The organism is Halanaerobium saccharolyticum, assembly GCF_004362045.1.
GTDB lineage: Bacteria > Bacillota > Halanaerobiia > Halanaerobiales > Halanaerobiaceae > Halanaerobium > Halanaerobium saccharolyticum_C.
The window spans coordinates 1-20471 of record NZ_SNWX01000028.1; the positions used below are offsets into that span (position 1 = coordinate 1).

The 20471-nt window shown below is 33.8% G+C and carries 21 protein-coding genes; 6 read left to right on the forward strand and 15 right to left on the reverse strand.

The features are described from left to right. The first annotated feature begins 118 nt into the window (after positions 1-118). The 5 genes from DFR79_RS12990 to DFR79_RS13010 all read left to right on the forward strand — a co-directional run bounded on the left by DFR79_RS12990 (position 119) and on the right by DFR79_RS13010 (position 4141). Positions 119-454 (forward strand): hypothetical protein, encoded by a 336-nt coding sequence (locus DFR79_RS12990; RefSeq protein WP_133515908.1) that lies wholly within the window; start codon positions 119-121, stop codon positions 452-454. 54 nt (positions 455-508) lie between these two features. Then, entirely contained in the window at positions 509-1360 is an 852-nt protein-coding gene (locus DFR79_RS12995) for an alpha/beta hydrolase (RefSeq protein ID WP_133515909.1), read from the forward strand. A 110-nt stretch (positions 1361-1470) separates the two neighbouring features. Further along, positions 1471-2178, forward strand: a complete 708-nt coding sequence (locus DFR79_RS13000) for a LamG domain-containing protein (RefSeq protein WP_133515910.1) — start codon at positions 1471-1473, stop codon at positions 2176-2178. Between the two features lie 89 nt (positions 2179-2267). Next, a complete protein-coding gene (trpB, locus tag DFR79_RS13005; protein ID WP_133515911.1) occupies positions 2268-3476 on the forward strand; it encodes a tryptophan synthase subunit beta in 1209 nt (402 codons plus the stop codon). Between the two features lie 161 nt (positions 3477-3637). Beyond that, positions 3638-4141 carry a flavin reductase family protein gene (locus tag DFR79_RS13010; protein WP_133515912.1) on the forward strand — a complete coding sequence of 168 codons (504 nt, stop codon included), beginning with the start codon at positions 3638-3640 and terminating at the stop codon, positions 4139-4141. Between the two features lie 365 nt (positions 4142-4506). Here the strand turns inward: DFR79_RS13010 and DFR79_RS13015 are convergent, their stop codons facing one another. The 3 genes from DFR79_RS13015 to yneA form a co-directional block, all read right to left on the reverse strand. Next, complete coding sequence (locus tag DFR79_RS13015) at positions 4507-5460, reverse strand: L-lactate dehydrogenase (protein ID WP_133515913.1); 954 nt, start codon at positions 5458-5460, stop codon at positions 4507-4509. Positions 5461-5633: 173 nt separating this feature from the next. Then, positions 5634-6290: a YneB family resolvase-like protein gene (locus tag DFR79_RS13020; RefSeq protein WP_133515914.1), complete on the reverse strand. Its 657-nt coding sequence runs from the start codon at positions 6288-6290 to the stop codon at positions 5634-5636. A 166-nt stretch (positions 6291-6456) separates the two neighbouring features. Beyond that, positions 6457-6798 (reverse strand): cell division suppressor protein YneA, encoded by a 342-nt coding sequence (gene yneA, locus DFR79_RS13025; protein ID WP_133515915.1) that lies wholly within the window; start codon positions 6796-6798, stop codon positions 6457-6459. Positions 6799-6976: 178 nt separating this feature from the next. On the opposite strand from yneA, the gene lexA reads away from it, so the two are divergent. Next, positions 6977-7600, forward strand: coding sequence for a transcriptional repressor LexA (gene lexA / locus DFR79_RS13030; RefSeq protein WP_133515916.1), 624 nt, complete (start codon positions 6977-6979; stop codon positions 7598-7600). A 115-nt stretch (positions 7601-7715) separates the two neighbouring features. Here the strand turns inward: lexA and DFR79_RS13035 are convergent, their stop codons facing one another. The 12 genes from DFR79_RS13035 to DFR79_RS13090 all read right to left on the reverse strand — a co-directional run bounded on the left by DFR79_RS13035 (position 7716) and on the right by DFR79_RS13090 (position 20445). Then, on the reverse strand, positions 7716-8348 hold the full coding sequence (locus tag DFR79_RS13035; RefSeq protein WP_133515917.1) for a uracil-DNA glycosylase: 633 nt from the start codon (positions 8346-8348) through the stop codon (positions 7716-7718). 32 nt (positions 8349-8380) lie between these two features. Beyond that, complete coding sequence (locus DFR79_RS13040; protein ID WP_133515918.1) at positions 8381-9022, reverse strand: tetratricopeptide repeat protein; 642 nt, start codon at positions 9020-9022, stop codon at positions 8381-8383. Between the two features lie 55 nt (positions 9023-9077). Beyond that, complete coding sequence (gene hfq / locus DFR79_RS13045; protein WP_133515919.1) at positions 9078-9317, reverse strand: RNA chaperone Hfq; 240 nt, start codon at positions 9315-9317, stop codon at positions 9078-9080. A 99-nt stretch (positions 9318-9416) separates the two neighbouring features. Then, positions 9417-9794: a thioredoxin family protein gene (locus tag DFR79_RS13050; RefSeq protein ID WP_133515920.1), complete on the reverse strand. Its 378-nt coding sequence runs from the start codon at positions 9792-9794 to the stop codon at positions 9417-9419. Next, positions 9754-10725, reverse strand: a complete 972-nt coding sequence (miaA, locus tag DFR79_RS13055; protein WP_133515921.1) for a tRNA (adenosine(37)-N6)-dimethylallyltransferase MiaA — start codon at positions 10723-10725, stop codon at positions 9754-9756. The genes DFR79_RS13050 and miaA overlap by 41 nt, the downstream gene beginning before the upstream one ends. After that, positions 10725-12671: a DNA mismatch repair endonuclease MutL gene (gene mutL / locus DFR79_RS13060; protein ID WP_133515922.1), complete on the reverse strand. Its 1947-nt coding sequence runs from the start codon at positions 12669-12671 to the stop codon at positions 10725-10727. Before mutL ends, miaA begins: the two co-directional genes overlap by 1 nt. Before the next feature lies 1 nt (position 12672). Further along, positions 12673-15279 carry a DNA mismatch repair protein MutS gene (gene mutS, locus DFR79_RS13065; protein ID WP_133515923.1) on the reverse strand — a complete coding sequence of 869 codons (2607 nt, stop codon included), beginning with the start codon at positions 15277-15279 and terminating at the stop codon, positions 12673-12675. Positions 15280-15421: 142 nt separating this feature from the next. Then, on the reverse strand, positions 15422-16750 hold the full coding sequence (gene miaB / locus DFR79_RS13070) for a tRNA (N6-isopentenyl adenosine(37)-C2)-methylthiotransferase MiaB (protein WP_133515924.1): 1329 nt from the start codon (positions 16748-16750) through the stop codon (positions 15422-15424). Between the two features lie 29 nt (positions 16751-16779). Continuing rightward, positions 16780-17436 (reverse strand): potassium channel family protein, encoded by a 657-nt coding sequence (locus tag DFR79_RS13075; RefSeq protein ID WP_133515925.1) that lies wholly within the window; start codon positions 17434-17436, stop codon positions 16780-16782. 35 nt (positions 17437-17471) lie between these two features. Then, a complete protein-coding gene (locus tag DFR79_RS13080; RefSeq protein ID WP_133515926.1) occupies positions 17472-18794 on the reverse strand; it encodes a TrkH family potassium uptake protein in 1323 nt (440 codons plus the stop codon). 132 nt (positions 18795-18926) lie between these two features. Continuing rightward, complete coding sequence (gene rd, locus DFR79_RS13085) at positions 18927-19091, reverse strand: rubredoxin (RefSeq protein ID WP_005488503.1); 165 nt, start codon at positions 19089-19091, stop codon at positions 18927-18929. 85 nt (positions 19092-19176) lie between these two features. Continuing rightward, a complete protein-coding gene (locus tag DFR79_RS13090; RefSeq protein WP_133515927.1) occupies positions 19177-20445 on the reverse strand; it encodes a chloride channel protein in 1269 nt (422 codons plus the stop codon). Between the last annotated feature and the right edge of the window lie 26 nt (positions 20446-20471).

The following is a 20471-nucleotide window of genomic DNA, read 5'->3' on the forward strand; positions in this document are numbered from 1 at the left end:
AGGGGGAGGGATTCCTGCATTTAATGCAGATTTCTAACCTGACAACCATGATAACTATTAATATTTTTAAAAAAACTATTAGATTTGACGTAACGTTCTGCTTTCAGGGAGGTTAAAAATGAAAAATGATCTTAAATCAATAAAACTAATTGGTGAATTAGCAGCTTTTGTATTTAAAGCTGGCGGGGACGAATTTGATGTTAGTTTTAAAGAAAAAAATGAAGGAATAGAAATAACAATTAAGTCAAAACTTAAAGATATAACCCCAGATCAACTTGAAACTTTAAAGGGTTTATATACACCACGCCAGAGTGAAGTAGAAGATTACTACTGGGAATTAGCTGGTGAAAGTGATAATTATCAGGAATTAACACTGGTAGGAATGATGATAGATCGAGCTGAATACAGTTATGAAAATGGATTGTTAAAAATTACTGTCTATCGCCATAAATAATACTGAACAAAATATAGTTAAAAGAAAATTTAAAAATAAGAAGGCGGTGCAATTATGCTTCTCTGGCAGATCCAGGACTATTTAACGACATTCTTATCAATTTTAAAAGCTAAAATCAAAAACCGAAAACTTGCTGATATTCTGCAGGCAAAAAAATATAAATACGGAGAAGATAAAAAACAATATTTGCTCTGGTATAATTCTCAATCGGAAAGCAAACGTAATAATATTGTTTTCTTTATTCATGGAGGTGGCTGGAACAAAGGTAGTCCGGAATTTTTTAAATTTGTGGCAGATTACTTTACTAAACTTGGTTTTATTACAGTTATGCCGACTTATAGGTTAGCACCTGACTCTCAATTTCCAGATCAGCAGATTGATGTTTTTAAGGCTCTAAAAAAGACTTTTGATATTTTAGAAAAGTCAAATCTTAGTCAAAATATAATTATCGCCGGTCAATCAGCTGGTGCTCATCTGGGATCTTTATTACTTTTAAATAAAAGTTTACAAAAAAAGTATAAAATTAATAAAGATCGGCTTAGTGCTTTCTTATCTATTAGTGGGCCGCTCGATCTTTCTCGTCCCTGCCGAACTATCAGAGCCAAGAAATATTTATCTGATTTTGTTCCGACATCTCATAAAAGAAAACAAGCAAATCCTACTAATTATATACGACCAGACTTTAAGACCTCCATATTTTGTCTCCATGGTGCAAAAGATCCTCTGGTTCCTAAAGCACATTCTATTGATTTTATAGAAGAAATTAAGACAAGAACTCAGGCAGAAACAAAACTAAAGATTTACGATAACAAACATCACTCAGATCTATCCGATTTATTTTTTAAAGAAGGATCAGCAAGCCAGGAAGTAAAAGAGTGGCTGCTAAAAGTGGATAATTTAAATTAATTTAGATATAATAGTCTTAACAGGATTAGTTTAACTCCAGCTAAATATAATTTTCAGTTTGATTTTAAAAATTATTAGAAATTTTAGTGTAAAAAGGGGTTGTGGTTAAGATGCTTCAAAATAAATTATTAATTCTATTTTTATTGATATTTATTATTAGTTTTTCGTTTGCTGTTTCAGCTCAAAAAGAAAAGTTAATGCAGGAAATTTACGCCTATTATCCCCTGGACGGAAATACAATTGATCAAGGACCAAATAAGCTGCATGGTGAGCAAATAAATAAGGAGCGCAGCACCAGAGATAGATTTGGGAAAATCGGAAAGGCATTATCGTTTACTGGAAAAAATGATTCCATAACTTTACCAGTTAATATCAATCCAGAAATAATGCCTCAACTTACAATTGCTCTCTGGCTTAAAGTAGAATCTGTGGATGGCAAAAGCACTATTATCTCCCATAATGATGGTGGTTATGATAGGTCAATTATAATTAATGAGAAAAAAGGGTGGAATTTTTTATCTGTTTTTGCAGGTAAAAATCAAAAAGTATATGGTGCTTTAAATATTCCGAAAAACAAATGGATATTTACAGCTGGTAGCTGGAATGCTGAAAGAAGTGAAGTTTCCCTATATTTAATTGATCAGAATAAAAACTTTCGAGTAATCTCAACTAATAATATTAAGCCTGGAAAAGGTAAAGATTTCATTAAACTGGGCGGAAATCCAGCTTCCGGTGACTTTTTTACAGGTAGTATGGACCAGCTTATGATCTGGGATCAAAATTTATCAGTTGAAGAAATTAAGTTATTAGTTTTTTAAATTTCAATTAAATATCGTAAGTTGACAGCTGACAAAATTTCTGCTAAACTTTTATTAAATTCAAAAAATTTGAGATGGAGGCTGAGAGAATGAAAAAGAAGAGTAGAGAAGAGAATAGTGACGGGTTTTTTGGTGATTTTGGTGGCAGTATTGTCCCCCCAGAATTAGCAGATGTTTTAGAGGAATTAAAACAGGCTTTTTATGAAATAAAAGACAATCCCGAATTTAAAGAAGAACTTGCATATTTATTTAAAGATTATGTAGGGAAACCCAGTCCTTTATATTTTGCCAAAAGTTTAACTGAAGAAGCTGGAGGAGCAAAAATATATTTGAAACGAGAAGATTTAAACCATACTGGTGCTCATAAAATCAATAACTGTATTGGTCAGGCTTTACTTGCCCGCAAAATGGGTAAAAAAAGAATTATTGCCGAAACAGGAGCTGGCCAGCATGGTGTTGCAACAGCAACCGCCTGTGCCTTATTTGATATGGACTGTATAATCTATATGGGTGAGGTTGATACTAAAAGGCAGGCTTTAAATGTATTTAGAATGGAACTTTTAGGTGCAGAAGTTAAGCCTGTAACTGCTGGTGATGGAACATTAAAAGATGCTGTTGATGAGGCTTTAAAAGACTTTGTACAACATGCTGATGATACTTTTTATATGCTGGGTTCCGCCGTTGGACCGGATCCTTATCCAACAATGGTAAAAGAATTTCAGTCTGTCATTGGTAGAGAAGCAAGATCACAAATTTTAGAAAAAGAAAGTAAATTACCTGATTATATAGTAGCCTGTGTTGGTGGAGGTAGTAATGCAATTGGTTTATTTGCTCCTTTTGTAGATGATGAGGAAGTAAATATTCTGGGTATTGAGCCTGGTGGTACAGGAGATAAACCAGGTCAGAATGCTGCTCCATTAACTTACGGTAAACCCGGAGAGCTGCACGGATTTAAAAGTTATGTCTTATATGAAGATGGAGATGTGATTTCTCATACTCATTCAATAGCTGCTGGTTTAGATTATCCAGGAGTAGGTCCAGAACATAGTTATCTCAAAGATTCTGGAAGAGCTAAATATACAACTGCTTCTGATCAAGAAGCTCTGGATGCCTTCCACCTATTATCAGAAAAAGAAGGAATTATTCCGGCACTAGAAAGTGCTCATGCTATTGCCGGGGGAATGAAAGTAGCTGCTGACTTAGATGAAGATCAGATAGTCATAATTAATCTTTCCGGTCGTGGAGATAAGGATGTGGCTCAAATTAAAGAATTACATGAAAATGGTAAATTGAAATAATTATAGAATTTAATATAATATTTATTAAACAAGGCTGAATATTTCTCTAAAGTTATATTCAGCTTTTTTACAGTCAGTAATTTTAACTTATTTATGATTAACTGGATTATTATAGTTTGCGGGATCTGAAGTTCTAAAAACTAAAATAGAGGTGAAGATAAATGAAAAAAATTGCTTTTGATCAGGTATTAAATGATTATAAGGAAGTTCTGCCCCAGGGAGTATTTTTAACAACAAAAGATGGACAAGAGGTAAATACAATGACAATGGGTTGGGGAACTACTGGTTTTATCTGGAATCAGGATATTCTAATGGTACCAGTCAGAAAATCACGTCATACACATCAGTTAATAGAAAACAGTGAATATTTTACTGTCAGTGTACCCTTAAATGATCAGTTAAAAAAAGAGCTGCAGTTTTGTGGAACTAAATCCGGTAGAGATTATAATAAAATTGATGAATTAAATTTGGAACTGGTAGAAGTTAAGGAATGTGATGTGCCGGTTATTAAGGGGAATGATTTACACTTTATCTGCAAGATTAAATATCAGCAGGATATGCTGCTGAAGAATTTAGATGAAGATGTTTCAGAAAAAAATTATCCTAACCAGGATATGCACACATTTTATTATGGAGAAGTAGTTGCAGTTTATAAAGAAGAGTAAAGTGATATTTTAAAGATTTTTTAATTTAGTTAGATAGATTAATTAGTTGTAAAATAATGCAGAGGCTCTAGAAGCAAAAAGTTTTCGCTCGGATGGGGATTTGATCAGCTTTTTAATTTATGAGGCTTTAGAAAAAGTGGTCATAAAGAATAAAAATTGCTGATTTTAGTCCATTTTAGCGGAAATTTCTTTTTTTAAGTAAAAACTTCGTAAAATTATTATTTTACGAAGTTTTACAATTATACTATTAACTTTGTTTTTTATCTCACATCCTAAGTTTACTTAAGTTTTTGGGATTTTAAAAATAAAAATTATAGTACCGGCCACCTGGAAAAATTTCTCAAGTACCCGGTACCATATTATTTTTAGATATCCAGTTCTTTAATATTTTCTTTTAAATGCTGAGCTGAATCTTTAAAAGCCTTTTCTTCTTTTTCAGAAAGAGGTAATTCTAAAACTCTCTCTATTCCCTTGGAATTAATTATTGTCGGCAGACTCAAACTCATATTTTCAATTCCGTAATATCCCTCCATTAATGAGGAAACTGTTAAGACAGCATTTTCATCTCTCAGGATAGCTCTTGCAATTCTGGACACTCCCAGTGCCACCGCATAAAATGTAGCACCTTTTTTATCAATTATTTCATAAGCCGCATTTTTAACCTGATCACTTATTTCTTCTAAATCGTGTTCTGTGCAGCCTTTATTGCAGATTGGACAGTAATTTTCTATTTTTGTCCCTGCAATATTGGTTAAACTCCAGACTGGTACCTCACTATCACCATGTTCACCAATAATATAACCGTGAACATTACTTGCTGCTATATTACAGTTTTTGCTTAATAATGATCTAAAGCGAGAACTGTCAAGTACTGTTCCAGATCCGATAACTCGATTGGCCGGAAAACCTGATATCTTGTAGCTTAAATATGTCAAAATATCCACCGGATTAGTTACTACAAGCAGAATACCTTCCTGGTTATATTCAGTTATAGAAGAAATTATATTCTTAAAAATTCCAGTATTTTTCTTTACTAAATCAAGTCTTGATTCTCCAGGTTTCTGGGCAGCTCCAGCAGTAATCACAATTAACTTAGCATCAGCTAAATCTTTGTAATCACCTGCATAAATATCCACCGGATTAACAAAAGAAGCTCCATGCCTTAAGTCCATTGCCTCTCCTTCGGCCTTTTCTTTATTCACATCTATCAATACTATCTCTGAACCTACTCCCTGGACCATCAGAGCATAAGCTGTGGTAGCACCAACTCCACCAGCACCAATGACGGCGATCTTATTTGGATTTAAATTCTTATTCATCTTATATCACCTCATTAAAAAGTATTGTCTTAATTACTACTTTAAATTTTTATTATCCCTCATTACTAAGTATAGCATTTTAATCAAGAATAAAAGTTAAATATTTTACAAATATAATACTTAGGTACCAGTACCAGGTACAAAAAAGATTTTTTGTACCTGGTACCTAAGAGCTAAATTACTACTTCATTATTCTTCTTATATTCCTGGTAGCGCCTGTGAACTGTTGACTTAGAAACATCATAGCCCAGCCCTCGCAGGGTAGCTGCTATATCTTTAAAAGTTAAATCTAGTTTTCTTAAGCGAATAATTTCCTTTAGAGGAACTTCCTTGCGATCCCTTCCCCCCTGATCAATATTCTTTAAGTTATCAGCCGGATTAAATTTACCTTCGGCAATTTTATTTTTCATGGCCCTGCTTATATTCTGATTTCTCAATTCCTGTTGATAGTTTTCCACTACAGATAAGATTTCTAAGATCATTTTTTCTAGATCATTTAAAGCAATTGCACCTTTGTCTGCTAAAGTATGTATTTCAGCTTCCATTTTTTCTACCTGATGGATTAATGCCATCTTTGCATTCCCACGACCCAGGCGGCTGCTGTCCTGAACTAATAAAACATCAGCCCTTCTTTTTTTAATCAAATCTAGAACTTCTATAATTCCTGGTCTGCTTTCATCAAAGCCGCTTTCTTTTTCTTCAACAGTTTTAATCACTTTTAATTCATTTTCCACCGCATAGCTTAAGAGTTCTTCTTTCTGTCGTTTTAAACTTGTACTCTGACTTTCTTTCTGGGTGCTAACTCTGGTGTAAATAATAGTTTTTTTCATCATTGATCAGTCCTTTATTTATTATAGTTAATGAGAGTAATAAAATATAATAAAAAAATGATTGTAAACAGCTAGTTCCTCTGCGTTACAATCATTTTATTTAGTCCAAATTCTCTTTATATTATTAATTTAACAAAGATTATATTTTATAGTTTAAATATTAGTATTAGTTTAAGGGAATTATCAATTTACTTCCAGGAGTAATTACAGCAGAATCTATATTATTTATTTTCTTGATATCATATATTATTTTTCTTAGATCAACATTATTTGAATTATAATAATGAGCAGCTATCGACCAGAGAGATTCGCCACTTTCTATTTCATGTTTGACAAAATTGCTGCTATTTTCTCCCGATCCAATTAGAGAAAAAAATGAAATAAATAAAATACTCAGCAATATTATTCCGATTACTGCTGTCAAAATCTTTATTAAAATTGACTTTTCTCTATTTTTTTCTGACTTAGCTCCCTGATAATTTAAAGTATAAGTATTTAAACCGTTCATAAATAATCCCTCCTGATATAATATAATGCCTATAATTAAAAACACCTGTACTAAACAATTGTTTGTTATTTATATTATAGCAATACATATGTTCAATGTCAAGGATTATTTGAACGATTGTTTGTCTATTTATTATATATATGTTATAATAAAAGAAAAATGAATGGAGGAAACAATTATGGAAGAACTATCTAAACGACAGCAAAGTATCTTGCAATTTATTATAGATGAAATCAAAGCCAAAGGATATCCACCTTCTGTGAGAGAAATCGGAAAGGCGGTTGGCCTTAAGTCTCCTGCTTCTGTTCACAGTCACTTAAAAACTTTAGAAAAATTGAATTATTTACGCAGAGATCCTGCTAAACCAAGGGCAATCGAAGTTATTTATAACAATAATCAGGAACCTAAAAATGATAAGGAAATGATTAATATTCCGGTAGTTGGAAAGGTTACTGCAGGTGCTCCTATTCTGGCTGAAGAAAATGTGGAGGATTATTTCCCCTTACCTTTGAGCTACTTAAAGGTAGGAAATAATGATCTTTTTATGCTTAAAGTTAGTGGGGATAGTATGATTGAAGCGGGTATTCACGATGGTGATTTTGTAATTGCTGAAAAACAGAGTTATGCTGAAAACAATGAGATTGTTATTGCTCTGCTTGATGATGAAGCTACAGTTAAGCGCTTTTTTAAAGAAGAAGATCATATTAGACTGCAGCCTGAAAATTCGGCCTATGAGCCAATTATTTCTAAGGATGTAAAAATTCTGGGCAGAGTTACAGGTCTTTTTAGAAAATTTGATTAAATTTTGTTTAATAATAAAAAACTAAGCAAGTTAATGCTTAGTTAGTAAGGTTAGAGTATTATAATAATATATTAAATGTGTTTTTTAAAAGTTTATGTAAAAATTATAATTTGACTTATAATTCTCCGCTATTGGATAATTCATTTATCCGATCAGCGGCTTTTTTTATTAATTTAAAATCATGCCAGCTGTGTTTTTTCATATTTTCATTTCTGAGTAGATAAGCAGGATGAAAGGTTGGTAAAAAATAAATGTCTCCTCTTTGAAACCACTTTCCTCTTACCCTGGTTATTGATTCTTCGGGGTCGATTAAAAACTCTGTAGCTGTTGAACCCAGGGTAACAATTACTTTGGGCTGAACAAGTTCTATTTCTGCTCTAAGAATTGAAACACAGGCTTCAAATTCATTTTGATGAGGAACTCTATTTCCCGGAGGTCGGCATTTGATTACATTAGTTATATAGAGATCTTCCCTTTTTAAATTTACAGCAGCTAAAATTTTATCCATCAATTTACCAGCACGGCCAACAAAAGGGCGCCCTAAACGATCCTCATTTGCTCCTGGACCTTCACCGATTAGCATTATATTATTATTTATATTTCCTTCTCCCATCACAACTCCTTTAGCACCTTCGCGCAGCTGACAGCGGTGACATTTTAAGGCCTCTTCTTTTAAATTTTGATAATCATTATTGGGATAAGAAAATAACTGCTGAATTTTAAAGTTTCCCTGCTGGTCAAATAACATCTTATTCCTCCTGCATAAATTATTCTATAAAATCATTCTGCAAAATCCTGATATTCTTCACTCGCCAGAGCCTTAAATAAATTTCTGGCGCTTGCAGCTTCTACTGCGGCTCTAAAATAGTTTCCATTTTCATAATAGGAATATCCTTTAATTAAATGAGAATATTCATTTTCCTGAATGGAAAGTGCCTGATTTGCATAGTCCAGAGCCTTTTCATATTCACCAAATTCTACTAAAGCTGCTGCAGCATGATTTAAGGCCCATAAATTATTCGAATCAATTTCAAAAATATATTCAAATAATGCTACTGATTCTTTATAATTTTTATTGATTACCTCTCTAAAAGCAGCGTAATTTAAAAGTAATAAATTATCATGATCTCTATAATTTTCCCATTCTGCTAAATATGGAGAAACAGCAGCATTAAAATCTTCCCGGCTAACACTGCTGCCAAAAACATCTATAATATCATATGCTTTTTTTATTTCTCCAGTATTAGCATAGGCTACTGCCATAGTATAATTTAAGACAATATCGTTCTTATTATGATCCAGCTGTTTCCGGGTAGTATTAATCAATTCCTCCCAGGGATAGTTAGAATTAGCAGCTGTATTAATAGAAAATGCTATGATTATAAATATTATGATTATTAAAATTAAAATCTTTTTCTTCAATAATAGCTCAACATCCTTTACCTATTAGATTATTAATCAATCATTAAACATGGGCTTATTCTTCGTCTAAATAAAGAAGACCACTTGTTTTTTCGACTGGAGCAATAGTAGAAATAGCGTGTTTATAAATCATCTGATCTCTTTCATCACTTCTCAAAATAACTGTAAAGTTATCATAGGCTTTAATTCTACCCTTTAACTGATAACCATTGACAAAGTAAACAATAACCTCAATGTCCTTTTCGTGAACATTTTTTAAAATATGATCCTGATAATTAATATTATTATTACTCATCTCTGCAGCCCCCTTTTATATTTTTAAAGCTCTTATATATTATAATTTCAATATTATTATTAAAATTCCTGCATAGATAAAAAAATATTATCTTATAAATTAATTATTATCCGCTATTTCCTTGAAATATGAGTTACCACTACCAAAATAAGACTTTAACTGGTAATATATATCATTGGGTGAACGAACTCCAAAACCCGTATAAACTGACTCTCCTTTTTTAAAAACTTTAAAGACAGGTACAGAATTAATTCCATAACGCTCAAAAATTTCTGGAGCAGCAGTCAATTTTAATTGATACAATTCTAACTGAGGAAAAGAATCTAGCACCTGATTTATATTTTTTTCTGCAAGCTGACAGTAACCACAGCCATCATTAGAAAAAAGAATAAAAAGGGAATCTTTTTCTTTTAATAACCGTTCAAATTCTTTTCCATTAGAAATCAATTTCTTTTCGTTTTTTGTATTCCTCTTCATAATCTTTTTCTCCTTTAATTAATTCTACCATCTTCTTCAATATATCATTTTTATCTTCCTCTTCGATATTAAATACTATTAAATTATTTTCTTTTCTCAACCAGGTAAGCTGTCTTTTAGCAAAGTGTCTGCTCCGTTTTTTGATTTCATAAACAGCTTCTTCAAGACTAATTTCTCCTTTAAGATAAGAAATCAACTCCTTATAACCCAGAGCCTGCTGTGCGGTGTCACTTAAATTATCAAAGTTGTTTAAAAGAAATTTAACCTCATCTAATAGCCCGTTTCCCATCATTAAATCGACTCTTTTGTTGATTCTCTGATATAGATTTTCCCTGCTTCTAATTAAGGCAAATTTATAAGCAGTATAGCGAGGAGGCTGCTGCTGTTGTTTCATTTTATAATAACTTTTAGTTTTTCCCGTCTGTTCATAAATTTCTATTGCCCTGATGACTCTCCGTAAATCATTGGGATGCAGTTTTTCGGCTGTTACTTCATCTTTTTTTGCTAAAATATCATGTACTCTTTCTGTACCCTGAGCTTCAGCCAGCTTCTCTAATTTTTGACGCAGCTTATAATCCGGATTGATCTCAGGCAGCATAAACCCTTCCAGAACAGCTTTTAAGTAAAGATGTGTACCTCCGACTAACATCGGTGTTTTGTTTCTTGTTTTAATTTCTGCTATTGTCTGATCACAGTCATCCTGAAACCGGGAGACAGAATATTCTGCTTCTGGAGTTAAAAAATCAATTAAATAATGTTCAACCAGCTCTCTTTCAGCTTTAGTGGCTTTGGCTGTGCCAATATCCATGTGCTGATAAATCTGCATGGAATCAGCTGAAATTATCTCAGCTTCAATTTTTTGAGCCAGTTCAAGTGATAATTCTGTTTTCCCAACTGCAGTGGGTCCTGTTAAAACGATTAAATCTCTCATTATCTACCAAGTCCTTTTTCGATTTCTTCGCGGCTAATATTAATCATAATTGGCCTGCTGTGGGGACAGCGATATGGATTTTCTGTTCTGTATAGATCCATAACCAGCTGAATACTTTCCTTTTTTGTCAGCGGCTGTCCCGCCTTTATTGAAGATCTGCAGGCTAAGTACTCAAGCATTGTTTTCTGAATTTCGGCTGCAGATTTTGCCTTACCCGCCTCTGCAAGTTCTGCTATTAGTTCTTCTATAATATTTCTTGTTGGTTTATTTTTCAGTAAAACAGGAACTTCCTGAATTAAAATTGTATTATTACCAAAATCACTAAAGTCAATTCCAATTTCTCTGATTTCAGCTTCATACTGTCTTACAATTTCTCTTTCTTCTGCTGATAATTCAATTTTAACTGGCAGAAGAAGTGACTGAGAAGCTTTATCTTTTTTATTGAATTCAGCATAAAATTTTTCGTATAAAATTCTCTCCTGTGCATTGTGCTGATCAACAATTTTTAAACCCAGATCAGTTTCGATTAATAAGTAACTATTAAAAATTTGTCCCAGAAACTTAAAATAGCTTTCTTCTGCCTCTACCTCAGCTAAAGAATATTCCTGATTTTCAGTTTCTGTTATTTGCTGATTAAAACTTTTTTTCTGTTCAGCAACATTTTCCTGCTGCTGACTGCTCTCACTACCATAATTTATATTTTTTTGATAATCTTCTTTGCTGTAATTGTTAGAATCTGAGCGCCTGTATTTATTTCTGTTCTTCGAACTATAGCTGCTCTGTGAAATACTTTGATCAGAATCACTTATATTCTCATTCCTGGTATCAGATTGATTACTTTTTTGATTCTTATCTTTTCCATCTGTAAAAAGTTGATCTCTTTCTATATTTTCTTCAGAATCTTTATCAGCTTCATTTAAACCGGGTGACTGTTTTAATTTAATCCTAGTGGTGGGATCATTTTGTTTTAAGGTTCTCCGGACTGCTTTATTAATTACATCAAAAATAATCTGACTGCGGCTGAATTTTACCTCACGTTTGGCAGGATGGACGTTAACATCAACTAAAATTGGATTAACTTTAATAAATAAAAAAACAATTGGTTTTCTGCCTGGATTAATTAACTTATTGTAGGCAGTTTCTACAGCTTTTGCTGTTAAATTATTGTAAATAGGTCTGCCATTAACAAAAAAGAGCTCATGACTTCTGCTGGAACGAGTTAACTCCGGGCGACAGAGATAACCACTAAGTTTAATATAACGATCTTCAATATCGATAGGAATTAAATTTTCGGCAATTTCGCTGCCGTAAACAGCATAAATAGTATCTTTCAGTTTACCATTGCCGGGAGTAGATAAAATCTGTCTTCCATCATGATAGAGTTTAAAACTTAAATCACTGTTAGCTGTTGCTTCAGCACTTACAATTTTACTGATATGCGAAAACTCAGTTGTTGTTGTTTTGAGATATTTATATCGAGCTGGAGTATTGTAAAATAGGTCTCGCACAATAATTTCTGTACCTACTGTTGAACCAACAGGTTTTTTATCTACAATTTCTCCACCCTTGATCTTAATTTTTACAGCCTGATCACTGTCCCGATGCCGGCTGATCATCTCTATTTCAGCTACAGAAGCAATACTGGCTAAGGCTTCACCCCGAAAACCGAGGCTATATAGAGAGTAAAGATCATCTATATTTTCAATCTTACTGGTAGCATAGCGGTTAAATGCTGATTCTATATCATCGACCTGGATACCGTGTCCATCATCTTTAACCTTAATCAGTTCCCTCCCACCATCTTCAATTTTAATTTCAATATTTTTTGCTCCGGCATCAATAGAGTTTTCAATCAATTCCTTGACTATGGAAGCAGGTCTTTCTATAACCTCACCTGCTGAAATCTGATTTGCTACACTCTGAGGAAGCTGTTTTATAACACCCATTTTAATTCTCCTCTTCTTTTAAATCCTTTTTTAATTTATATAAAAAGTTCATAGCATCCATTGGCGTCATCTCCAGAATATCCTGTTCATCTAATTTCTTTAAGATTGGACTTCTTTCGGAATTAAATAAAGGCAGCTGCTGATGTTTGTCATCAGTCACAGTTTTTTCTAATTTACGAACCGGCATTTTATTGTTGTCTTCCAGACGCTGCAATATTTTTTGGGCGCTGATAATGATTTCCTCCGGCAGCCCCGCCAGGCGGGCAACCTCTATTCCATAACTATCACTGGATCTACCTTCAACAATACGGTGTAAAAAGTGTACCCCATCATTATCTTCTTTAACCAGTACATTATAATTTTTAATACCCTGGTACTCATCTTCCAGCCGTGTTAGTTCGTGATAGTGTGTTGCGAATAAAGTTCTGGCACCAATACGCTCTGGGTTGTTCAGATACTCACTGACAGACCAGGCAATAGAGACACCATCATAGGTGCTGGTACCTCTTCCTACCTCATCTAAGATAATTAAACTTTTTTCGGTACTGTTGTTAACTATATTGGCAACCTCATTCATTTCTACCATAAAAGTACTCTGGCCGGTTGTCAAATCATCACTGGCTCCAACTCTAGTAAAAATTCTATCTGTCAGACCGATAACCGCTTCTTCTGCCGGCACATAGGAACCCACCTGGGCCATTAGTACAATTAGAGCAACCTGTCTCATATAAGTTGATTTTCCGGACATATTGGGACCGGTAATTATAATAAAACGCTGATCACTCTGATTTAAATAGCAGTCATTTGGCACAAACTGATCAGCAAACATTTTCTCTACTACAGGATGGCGTCCATTTTTAATCTTAATTTCTGCTCCCTTATTAATTTCCGGTCGACAATAATTATTTTCCAGAGCTAAATAAGAAAACGATAATAAAACATCTAGTCTGGCAATAATAGCTGCTGTCTGATTAATTCTTTCTACTTCTTCTGCTATTTTTTTTCTTATTTCTACAAACAAATTATATTCTAAATCATTTATTTTTTCTTCGGCTCCCAGAACTTCCGATTCTTTTTCCTTTAACTCTGGAATAATATAACGCTCACTGTTGCTTAATGTCTGTTTTCTTTCGTAACGATCTGGGACCTTATCAGTATGTGAATTTGTAACCTCAAGATAATAACCAAAAACTTTATTAAAACCAACTTTTAAAGTATTAATTCCGGTTTTTTCTCTTTCTTCTTTCTGAAGAGAAGTTATCCAGTCCTTACCACTGCTAACTAAGTCTCTTAAGTCGTCTAATTTTGTATTATATCCATCTTTAATAATACTGCCTTCAGTTATTGTAGTAGGAGGCTCTTCCTTAATTGAATCATCAATCAGAGCATGAATATCTTCTAAAAGATCGAATTTTTGCTGCATTTCAAGCAGTAAATCACTTTCCAGTTCAGACATTAATTCTTTGACAGCTGGCAGTTTAGCCAGAGAATTTCTTAAAGCTATCATATCCCGTCCATTGGCTGATTGATAAGTTATTTTGCTCATGATTCTCTCTAAATCATAAATTTCAGTAAGTTCAGATCTCAGCTTTTCTAAAATCATATAATTATCAATAATCTCAGCTAGAGCCTCGTGTCTCTTAACTATTTCCTCTTTTTGAATTAAAGGCTGATTAATCCATTTTTTAATTTCTCTACCACCCATAGAGGTTACAGTCTGGTCTACTATTGAAAGCAGAGAACCTGAACGCTGATTATCTCTTATCGTTGAAGTTAACTCCAAATTTCTGCGGCTGGCTGAATCTAAAACCATATAATCTTCTAAATGATATGATTTCAGAACTGTAATCTGATTAACTGTTCTTTTTTGAGTATCTCCTAAATAGGAGAGCACTTGACCGGCTGCGTAAACTGCTGCTTTCATTTCTTCACAGCCAAAACCCTCCAGTGACTTAAGCTTAAAGTGATCCAGCAGCCCCTGATATAGACGTTCATATTTTTTATCCTCCAGAATATTTAAAGTGAAATTATAAACATTCTGCAGTTGATCAATTAACTCAGTTTTCGCAGTTTTTTGATCTAATAATATTTCCTGAGGAGAAATTCGGTTGATCTCATCTTTTAATTTATCCTGATCTGAAGCTGGAAATTCGGTTAAATAAAACTCCCCCGTTGAAATATCTGTATAAGAGAAACCATAATAATCTCCAAATTGAAAAGCAGCAGCCAGATAATTATTTTCGTTTTCAGCCAGAATTTCATTTTCGATAACAGTTCCAGGGGTTACAACCCTGATCACATCTCTTTCCACAATTCCACTGCTCTCTGACGGATCTTCCAGCTGTTCACAGATTGCGACCTTGATTCCATTTTTGATCAATTTTTCAATATAGGAGGCGGCTGAATGATAGGGAACTCCTGCCATCGGTATTTTTTCGCCTCCACCCTTATTACGTGAGGTTAAGGCAATGTCCAGGATTTTAGCAGCTCTTTTAGCATCCTCACCAAACATTTCGTAAAAATCTCCCAGTCGGAAAAAAAGAATAGAATCCTGATATTTGTTTTTTAAATCATGATACTGCTGCATCATCGGTGTTAACTCTGCCAAATTAATCCCTCCAAACCAAAATTTATAATAAATAAGGTAAAACCTGAAAGATCTATTAAATTATCCTTCAGGTTTACTTTGTGAATCATTTTTTCTGTACCAGGTACAAATCGTCTGATTTGTACCTGGTACCTAAATATAATTATTCAATTACTGTTCCTTCCAGAGTCCAGCTTTTAGCATCCTCAATCCTGACTTTAACTACTTCCCCAACCAGATCCTCTCTTTTATCGATAAAACAGATCTTATTGGTGGATGTACGACCTTCAAATACTTCTGGATCATTACTGCTGGGACCTGTAACTAATATTTCCTGGGTGCTCCCAATTAACTTCTGGTTTTGATCATAACTAATTTTATTTTGTAACTCCATTAAGCGATTTAAACGATCTTTTTTAATATCTTCATCTATCTGATCATCTCTGCGGGCAGCAGGTGTCCCACTCCGGGGAGAATAGATGAAAGTATAGGCCATATCAAACTTTAATTCTTTGACCAATTCAATTGTTTTTTCGAAATCTTCTTCGCTTTCTCCTGGAAAACCGACTATAAAATCTGTTGAAACAGCGGCTCCTGGAATTTCCTGCTGTATTTTTTTTACTCGATCTATATAATATTCACGTGTATAGCCGCGGTTCATTTCTTTAAGTACCTTATTACTTCCTGATTGAACAGGTAGGTGAATATGATTGGCCACCTTATTCAGCTTTTTAATTTTAGCTAATAAATCATCAGAAAGATCTCTTGGATGAGAAGTCATAAAACGAATTCTCTTAAGTTTTTCTACCTTATTTAATTCTTCCAGTAATTTGGGAAAAGTAATTTCCTTTTCCAGATCATTTCCATAAGAATTAACATTCTGACCTAAAAGAGTAATTTCCTTAACTCCATCTGCAGCCAGCCTTGCTGCCTCATCCACAATAGATTTAACAGGTCGGCTGCGCTCTCGGCCTCTAACATAAGGGACTATACAGTAAGTGCAGAAATTATCACAGCCCTGAATAATTGAGATCCAGGCTGAATGTTCTGATTCTCTCTGTGAAGGCAAATCAGGGATTAAACCTTCTTCCTCATCCCAGACTTCAACAACTCTATCTCTTGTCTCTTCAATTTTTCTTATCAAATTAGGTAAATGATGAATATTATGAGTCCCAAAAATTAAGTCTACATGGCGGTATTTTTTATATACTTCATCAACAGGCTCATCCTGCTGCATCATACAGCCGCCAATTCCGATAATTAAGTCGGGGTTTTCTCTTTTATATCTTTTAAGTTCACCCAATTTACCAAATACTTTCAATTCTGCATTTTCTCTAATAACACAGGTATTTAATAAAATTATATCTGCACTGCCCAAATCGTCGGTCTGCTGATAACCCATTTCCTCCAGCATCCCGGCCAGTCTTTCTGAATCATGTTCATTCATCTGACAGCCATAGGTTATTATATTATAAAATTTATTTTCACTCATTATTTCACTCCTGTAGTTAATTAAAACTATTACTTTTCATCAAAATTCTTTAACTGATCTAAACTTTCATTTTTACCCATTACAACCAGACGATCACCCTGAAGTATCTTATCACCAGCTCCAGGAGAAATATTTAAATTTTCTCCCCGCTTAATTGCCATTACATTTACATTAAACTTTGATCTAAATTCCAATTCTTTTAAAGTTTTTCCTACCATTTTATCTGTAGCAATAATCTCTATAACACCATAATCCGGTGCAAATTCTATATAGTCGAGTACATTAGAAGAAATCAAATTATGAGCTATTCTTGCTCCCATATCTCTTTCTGGATAAACAACTCTATCTGCGCCTACTTTGCTTAAAACTTTTCCATGTAAAGTATCTGGAGCCTTAACAATTACATAAGGAACTCCCAGTTCTTTTAAGATTAAGGTACATAAAATATTGGCAGAAACATTATCTCCAATACTGACAACTGCAACATCAAAATTTCTAACTCCCAGAGTTTTTAAAGCTTCTTCATCAGTAGCATCAGCTTCTACTGCATGAGTTACCTGAGTTGAAATTGACTGCACTCTTTCTTCATCTTTATCTATAGCTAAAACATCATAACCATTATCAGCCAGAGTTGTAGCAACACTGGAACAAAAACGGCCTAAACCAATCACAACAAATTGTTTCATTTATTTGTCCTCCTGTCAATAAAACTGCATTCCAATTAGCCCACCATTACCTTTTCGGTTGGATAATGATAAGTTCCCTTTCGCTGTTTTTCTCCTATTGCTACTGCCAGAGTTAAAGGTCCAACTCGTCCAGCAAACATAGTAATTGTAATTAAAACTCTGCTTATTTTAGACAGCTGACCTGTAATACCGGTCGATAAACCAACAGTACCAAAAGCAGAAACAGTTTCGAATAAGGTATCTATAAAGGAAAAATCTTCTATAATCAATAATAATGTTGTAACCAGAATAACCAGCCCCGCCGCAAGCATTGTAATAGTAAAAGCTTTGTAAACAATTTGTTTTTCAAATCTGCGGTTATATATCTCCATATCTTCCTTACCGGTAATCATATTTTTCATTGTTACCAGTATAACACCAAAAGTAGTTGTTTTAATCCCACCACCGGTTGAACCCGGGGAAGCACCAATAAACATTAAGACAATAATTAAAAATAATGAAGATTGTTTTAAGGCACCTGTCGGAACTGTGTTAAAACCTGCTGTTCGTGGAGTAACGGAAAGAAACATTGCTCCCAGTGTTTTATCCAGTAGAGGCAGTCCCTTGAGCGTGTTATTATATTCTAAAATAAAAAAGGTTATAAATCCAAAAACTAATAAAGCTAGAGTCATCACTATTACAATCTTAGTCTGTAAAGTTGTCTTTTTAAATTTAACCCGGTTATAGGCCTCCATCATAACTCCAAAACCAATACCACCTAAAATAATTAAGGCCATAATAACAAGGTTAATAGTAATATCACCTGTAAAATTCTCTAAACTGCTGCCAAAAAGATCAAATCCTGCATTGTTAAAGGCCGAAATCGCGTGGAAAATAGAAAGGTAAACAGCTCTCCAGAAAGGATAATCCTGACTTAAACGTAAAAATAAAATTGCAGCCGCTGTTCCTTCAATAGCAAAAGTAAAACCTAAAAGATACTGAACCAGTCTAACCATCCCGGAAATTTGATACTGATTTAAGTCTTCCTGAATTATTAATCTTTCCTTAAGACTAATTTTTTTACCAACAATAAAGGCAAATAAAGTAGACATTGACATAATCCCGAGTCCACCAATCTGGATTAAAAACATGATTACAGTTGAACCAAAAATTGTAAAAGCTTCCTTTGTATTTACTACAATCAAACCAGTTACACAGGTAGCTGAAGTTGCTGTAAAAACTGCATCAACTGCTCCCAGTCCCTGACCATCAGTTGTTGCAACCGGCAGCATTAAAAGTAGTGATCCAATCATAATAATTACAAAATAGCCGCTCACCAGATACTGAGCTGGTGTTAAATTTTTTTTCTTTAAATTCATTTTTACCCCGCCCTTATTTCCCTGCATCGTATTTCTTATTCGAAGTAATTATACTATAATTAATTTTGAAAGTAAAATAAAAACTGGGGTTAAAGCCCCAGCTTTTTTAAAAATATTTAAATATAAGTAATATTAGCCATCATATGGTTCAAACATATCTTTACCTACACCACATTCAGGACATGTCCAGTCATCTGGAAGATCTTCAAAAGATGTACCTGGCTCGATTCCACCTACAGGATCTCCTTCTTCTGGATCATAAATGTACATACAAACTGTGCATTGATACTTCTGCATATTGAGTCGCTCCTTCCTAATTATAGTATTTATTTACCTAACTAATTATAAAACAAAAATAGCTTTAATGTCAAGTTTTTACTATTTACAGACGTTCAAAATAATCCGGTGAATAAGCAGACTTCAAACCACTCATGCTTGCTGCCCGCTCAGCGATCAGAGAAGCTATTAACAGGGGTATAGTCAAACTGTAATTGTGAGTAAACTCCAGAATAATAAAGGTAGCTGTTAAAGGTGCTCTGATAACTGCACTAATTACTGCTGCCATTCCAATTAAGGCATATAAAGAAGCTGAACCGCTTAAAAAAGGAAAAAATTGATTAAATAAAGTACCAATAATAATTCCGGTCAGACTGCCGATAAATAGTGATGGAGAAAATATTCCACCTGAACCACCTGAACCCAGAGTTACTGAAGTTGCAATAATTTTAAATACTAAAAGCAGAAATAAAAAACCAAGATTAAATTCTGACTGGTTAAATAAAGAAGCAATTATTCTATTTCCTGACCCCATAATTTCCGGTAGTTGAAAAGCAATCATTCCCAGCAGCAAGCCACCTAAAGCAGGTTTTAAAACAATATTTATTTTTAAATTATCAAATAAATTAGATAGTTTACGCAGAGTATGGACAAAGGCTACAGCAAAAAAAGCTGCAAAAATCCCGATTACTGCCGCTGTCAGAAAGTTATATGCACTTCCCACCTGCCCCAGATTTAAATTTGCCAGAAAAAGTTCTCTCCCACTCCAGCGAACAACCATATCAGCAGAAATAGCACTGATCGCAACCAGCAGCAGACGATTTTTTTCAACCTTATTAAATAATATTTCACTTACAAACATAATTCCAGCTAAAGGTGCGTGAAATAAGCCTGCAATTCCTGCAGCAGCACCACAACCTAAAAAGGTCTGATAATCAAAAAGCTTTAAATTAAGTTTATAAGCAATTAAATCCCCAATTCCGGCTCCAATTTCTACAATTGGCCCTATTCTACCTCCTGAACCTCCGCTGGAAATAGTAATTGCAGAAGCAAAACCTTCTGTCAAAAGGTCACGATAAGTTAAATGACGTTCTTTGCTCTCAATTGAAGACAAAATAGCAGGAATTCCATGTCCTTTAGCAGTCATACTTCCATATTTTATTATAAAACCAACGATAAGTCCCCCAATTGCCGGTAAGAATAAAAAGGTTAGGCGGTTATAAATTGTCAGCTCCATCCCGATATCAATTAGGGAAAAAGTGAAAAAATCTAAAAGATTATTATAAAGTAGAGCAATTAGTCCTACAATAAAACCTATTAAAAAAGCTAAAAATATTTTTAGATATCTGCTGACATATTTTTTGTTAACTGACAAAAAATCACCGCCCTAAATAACAATTA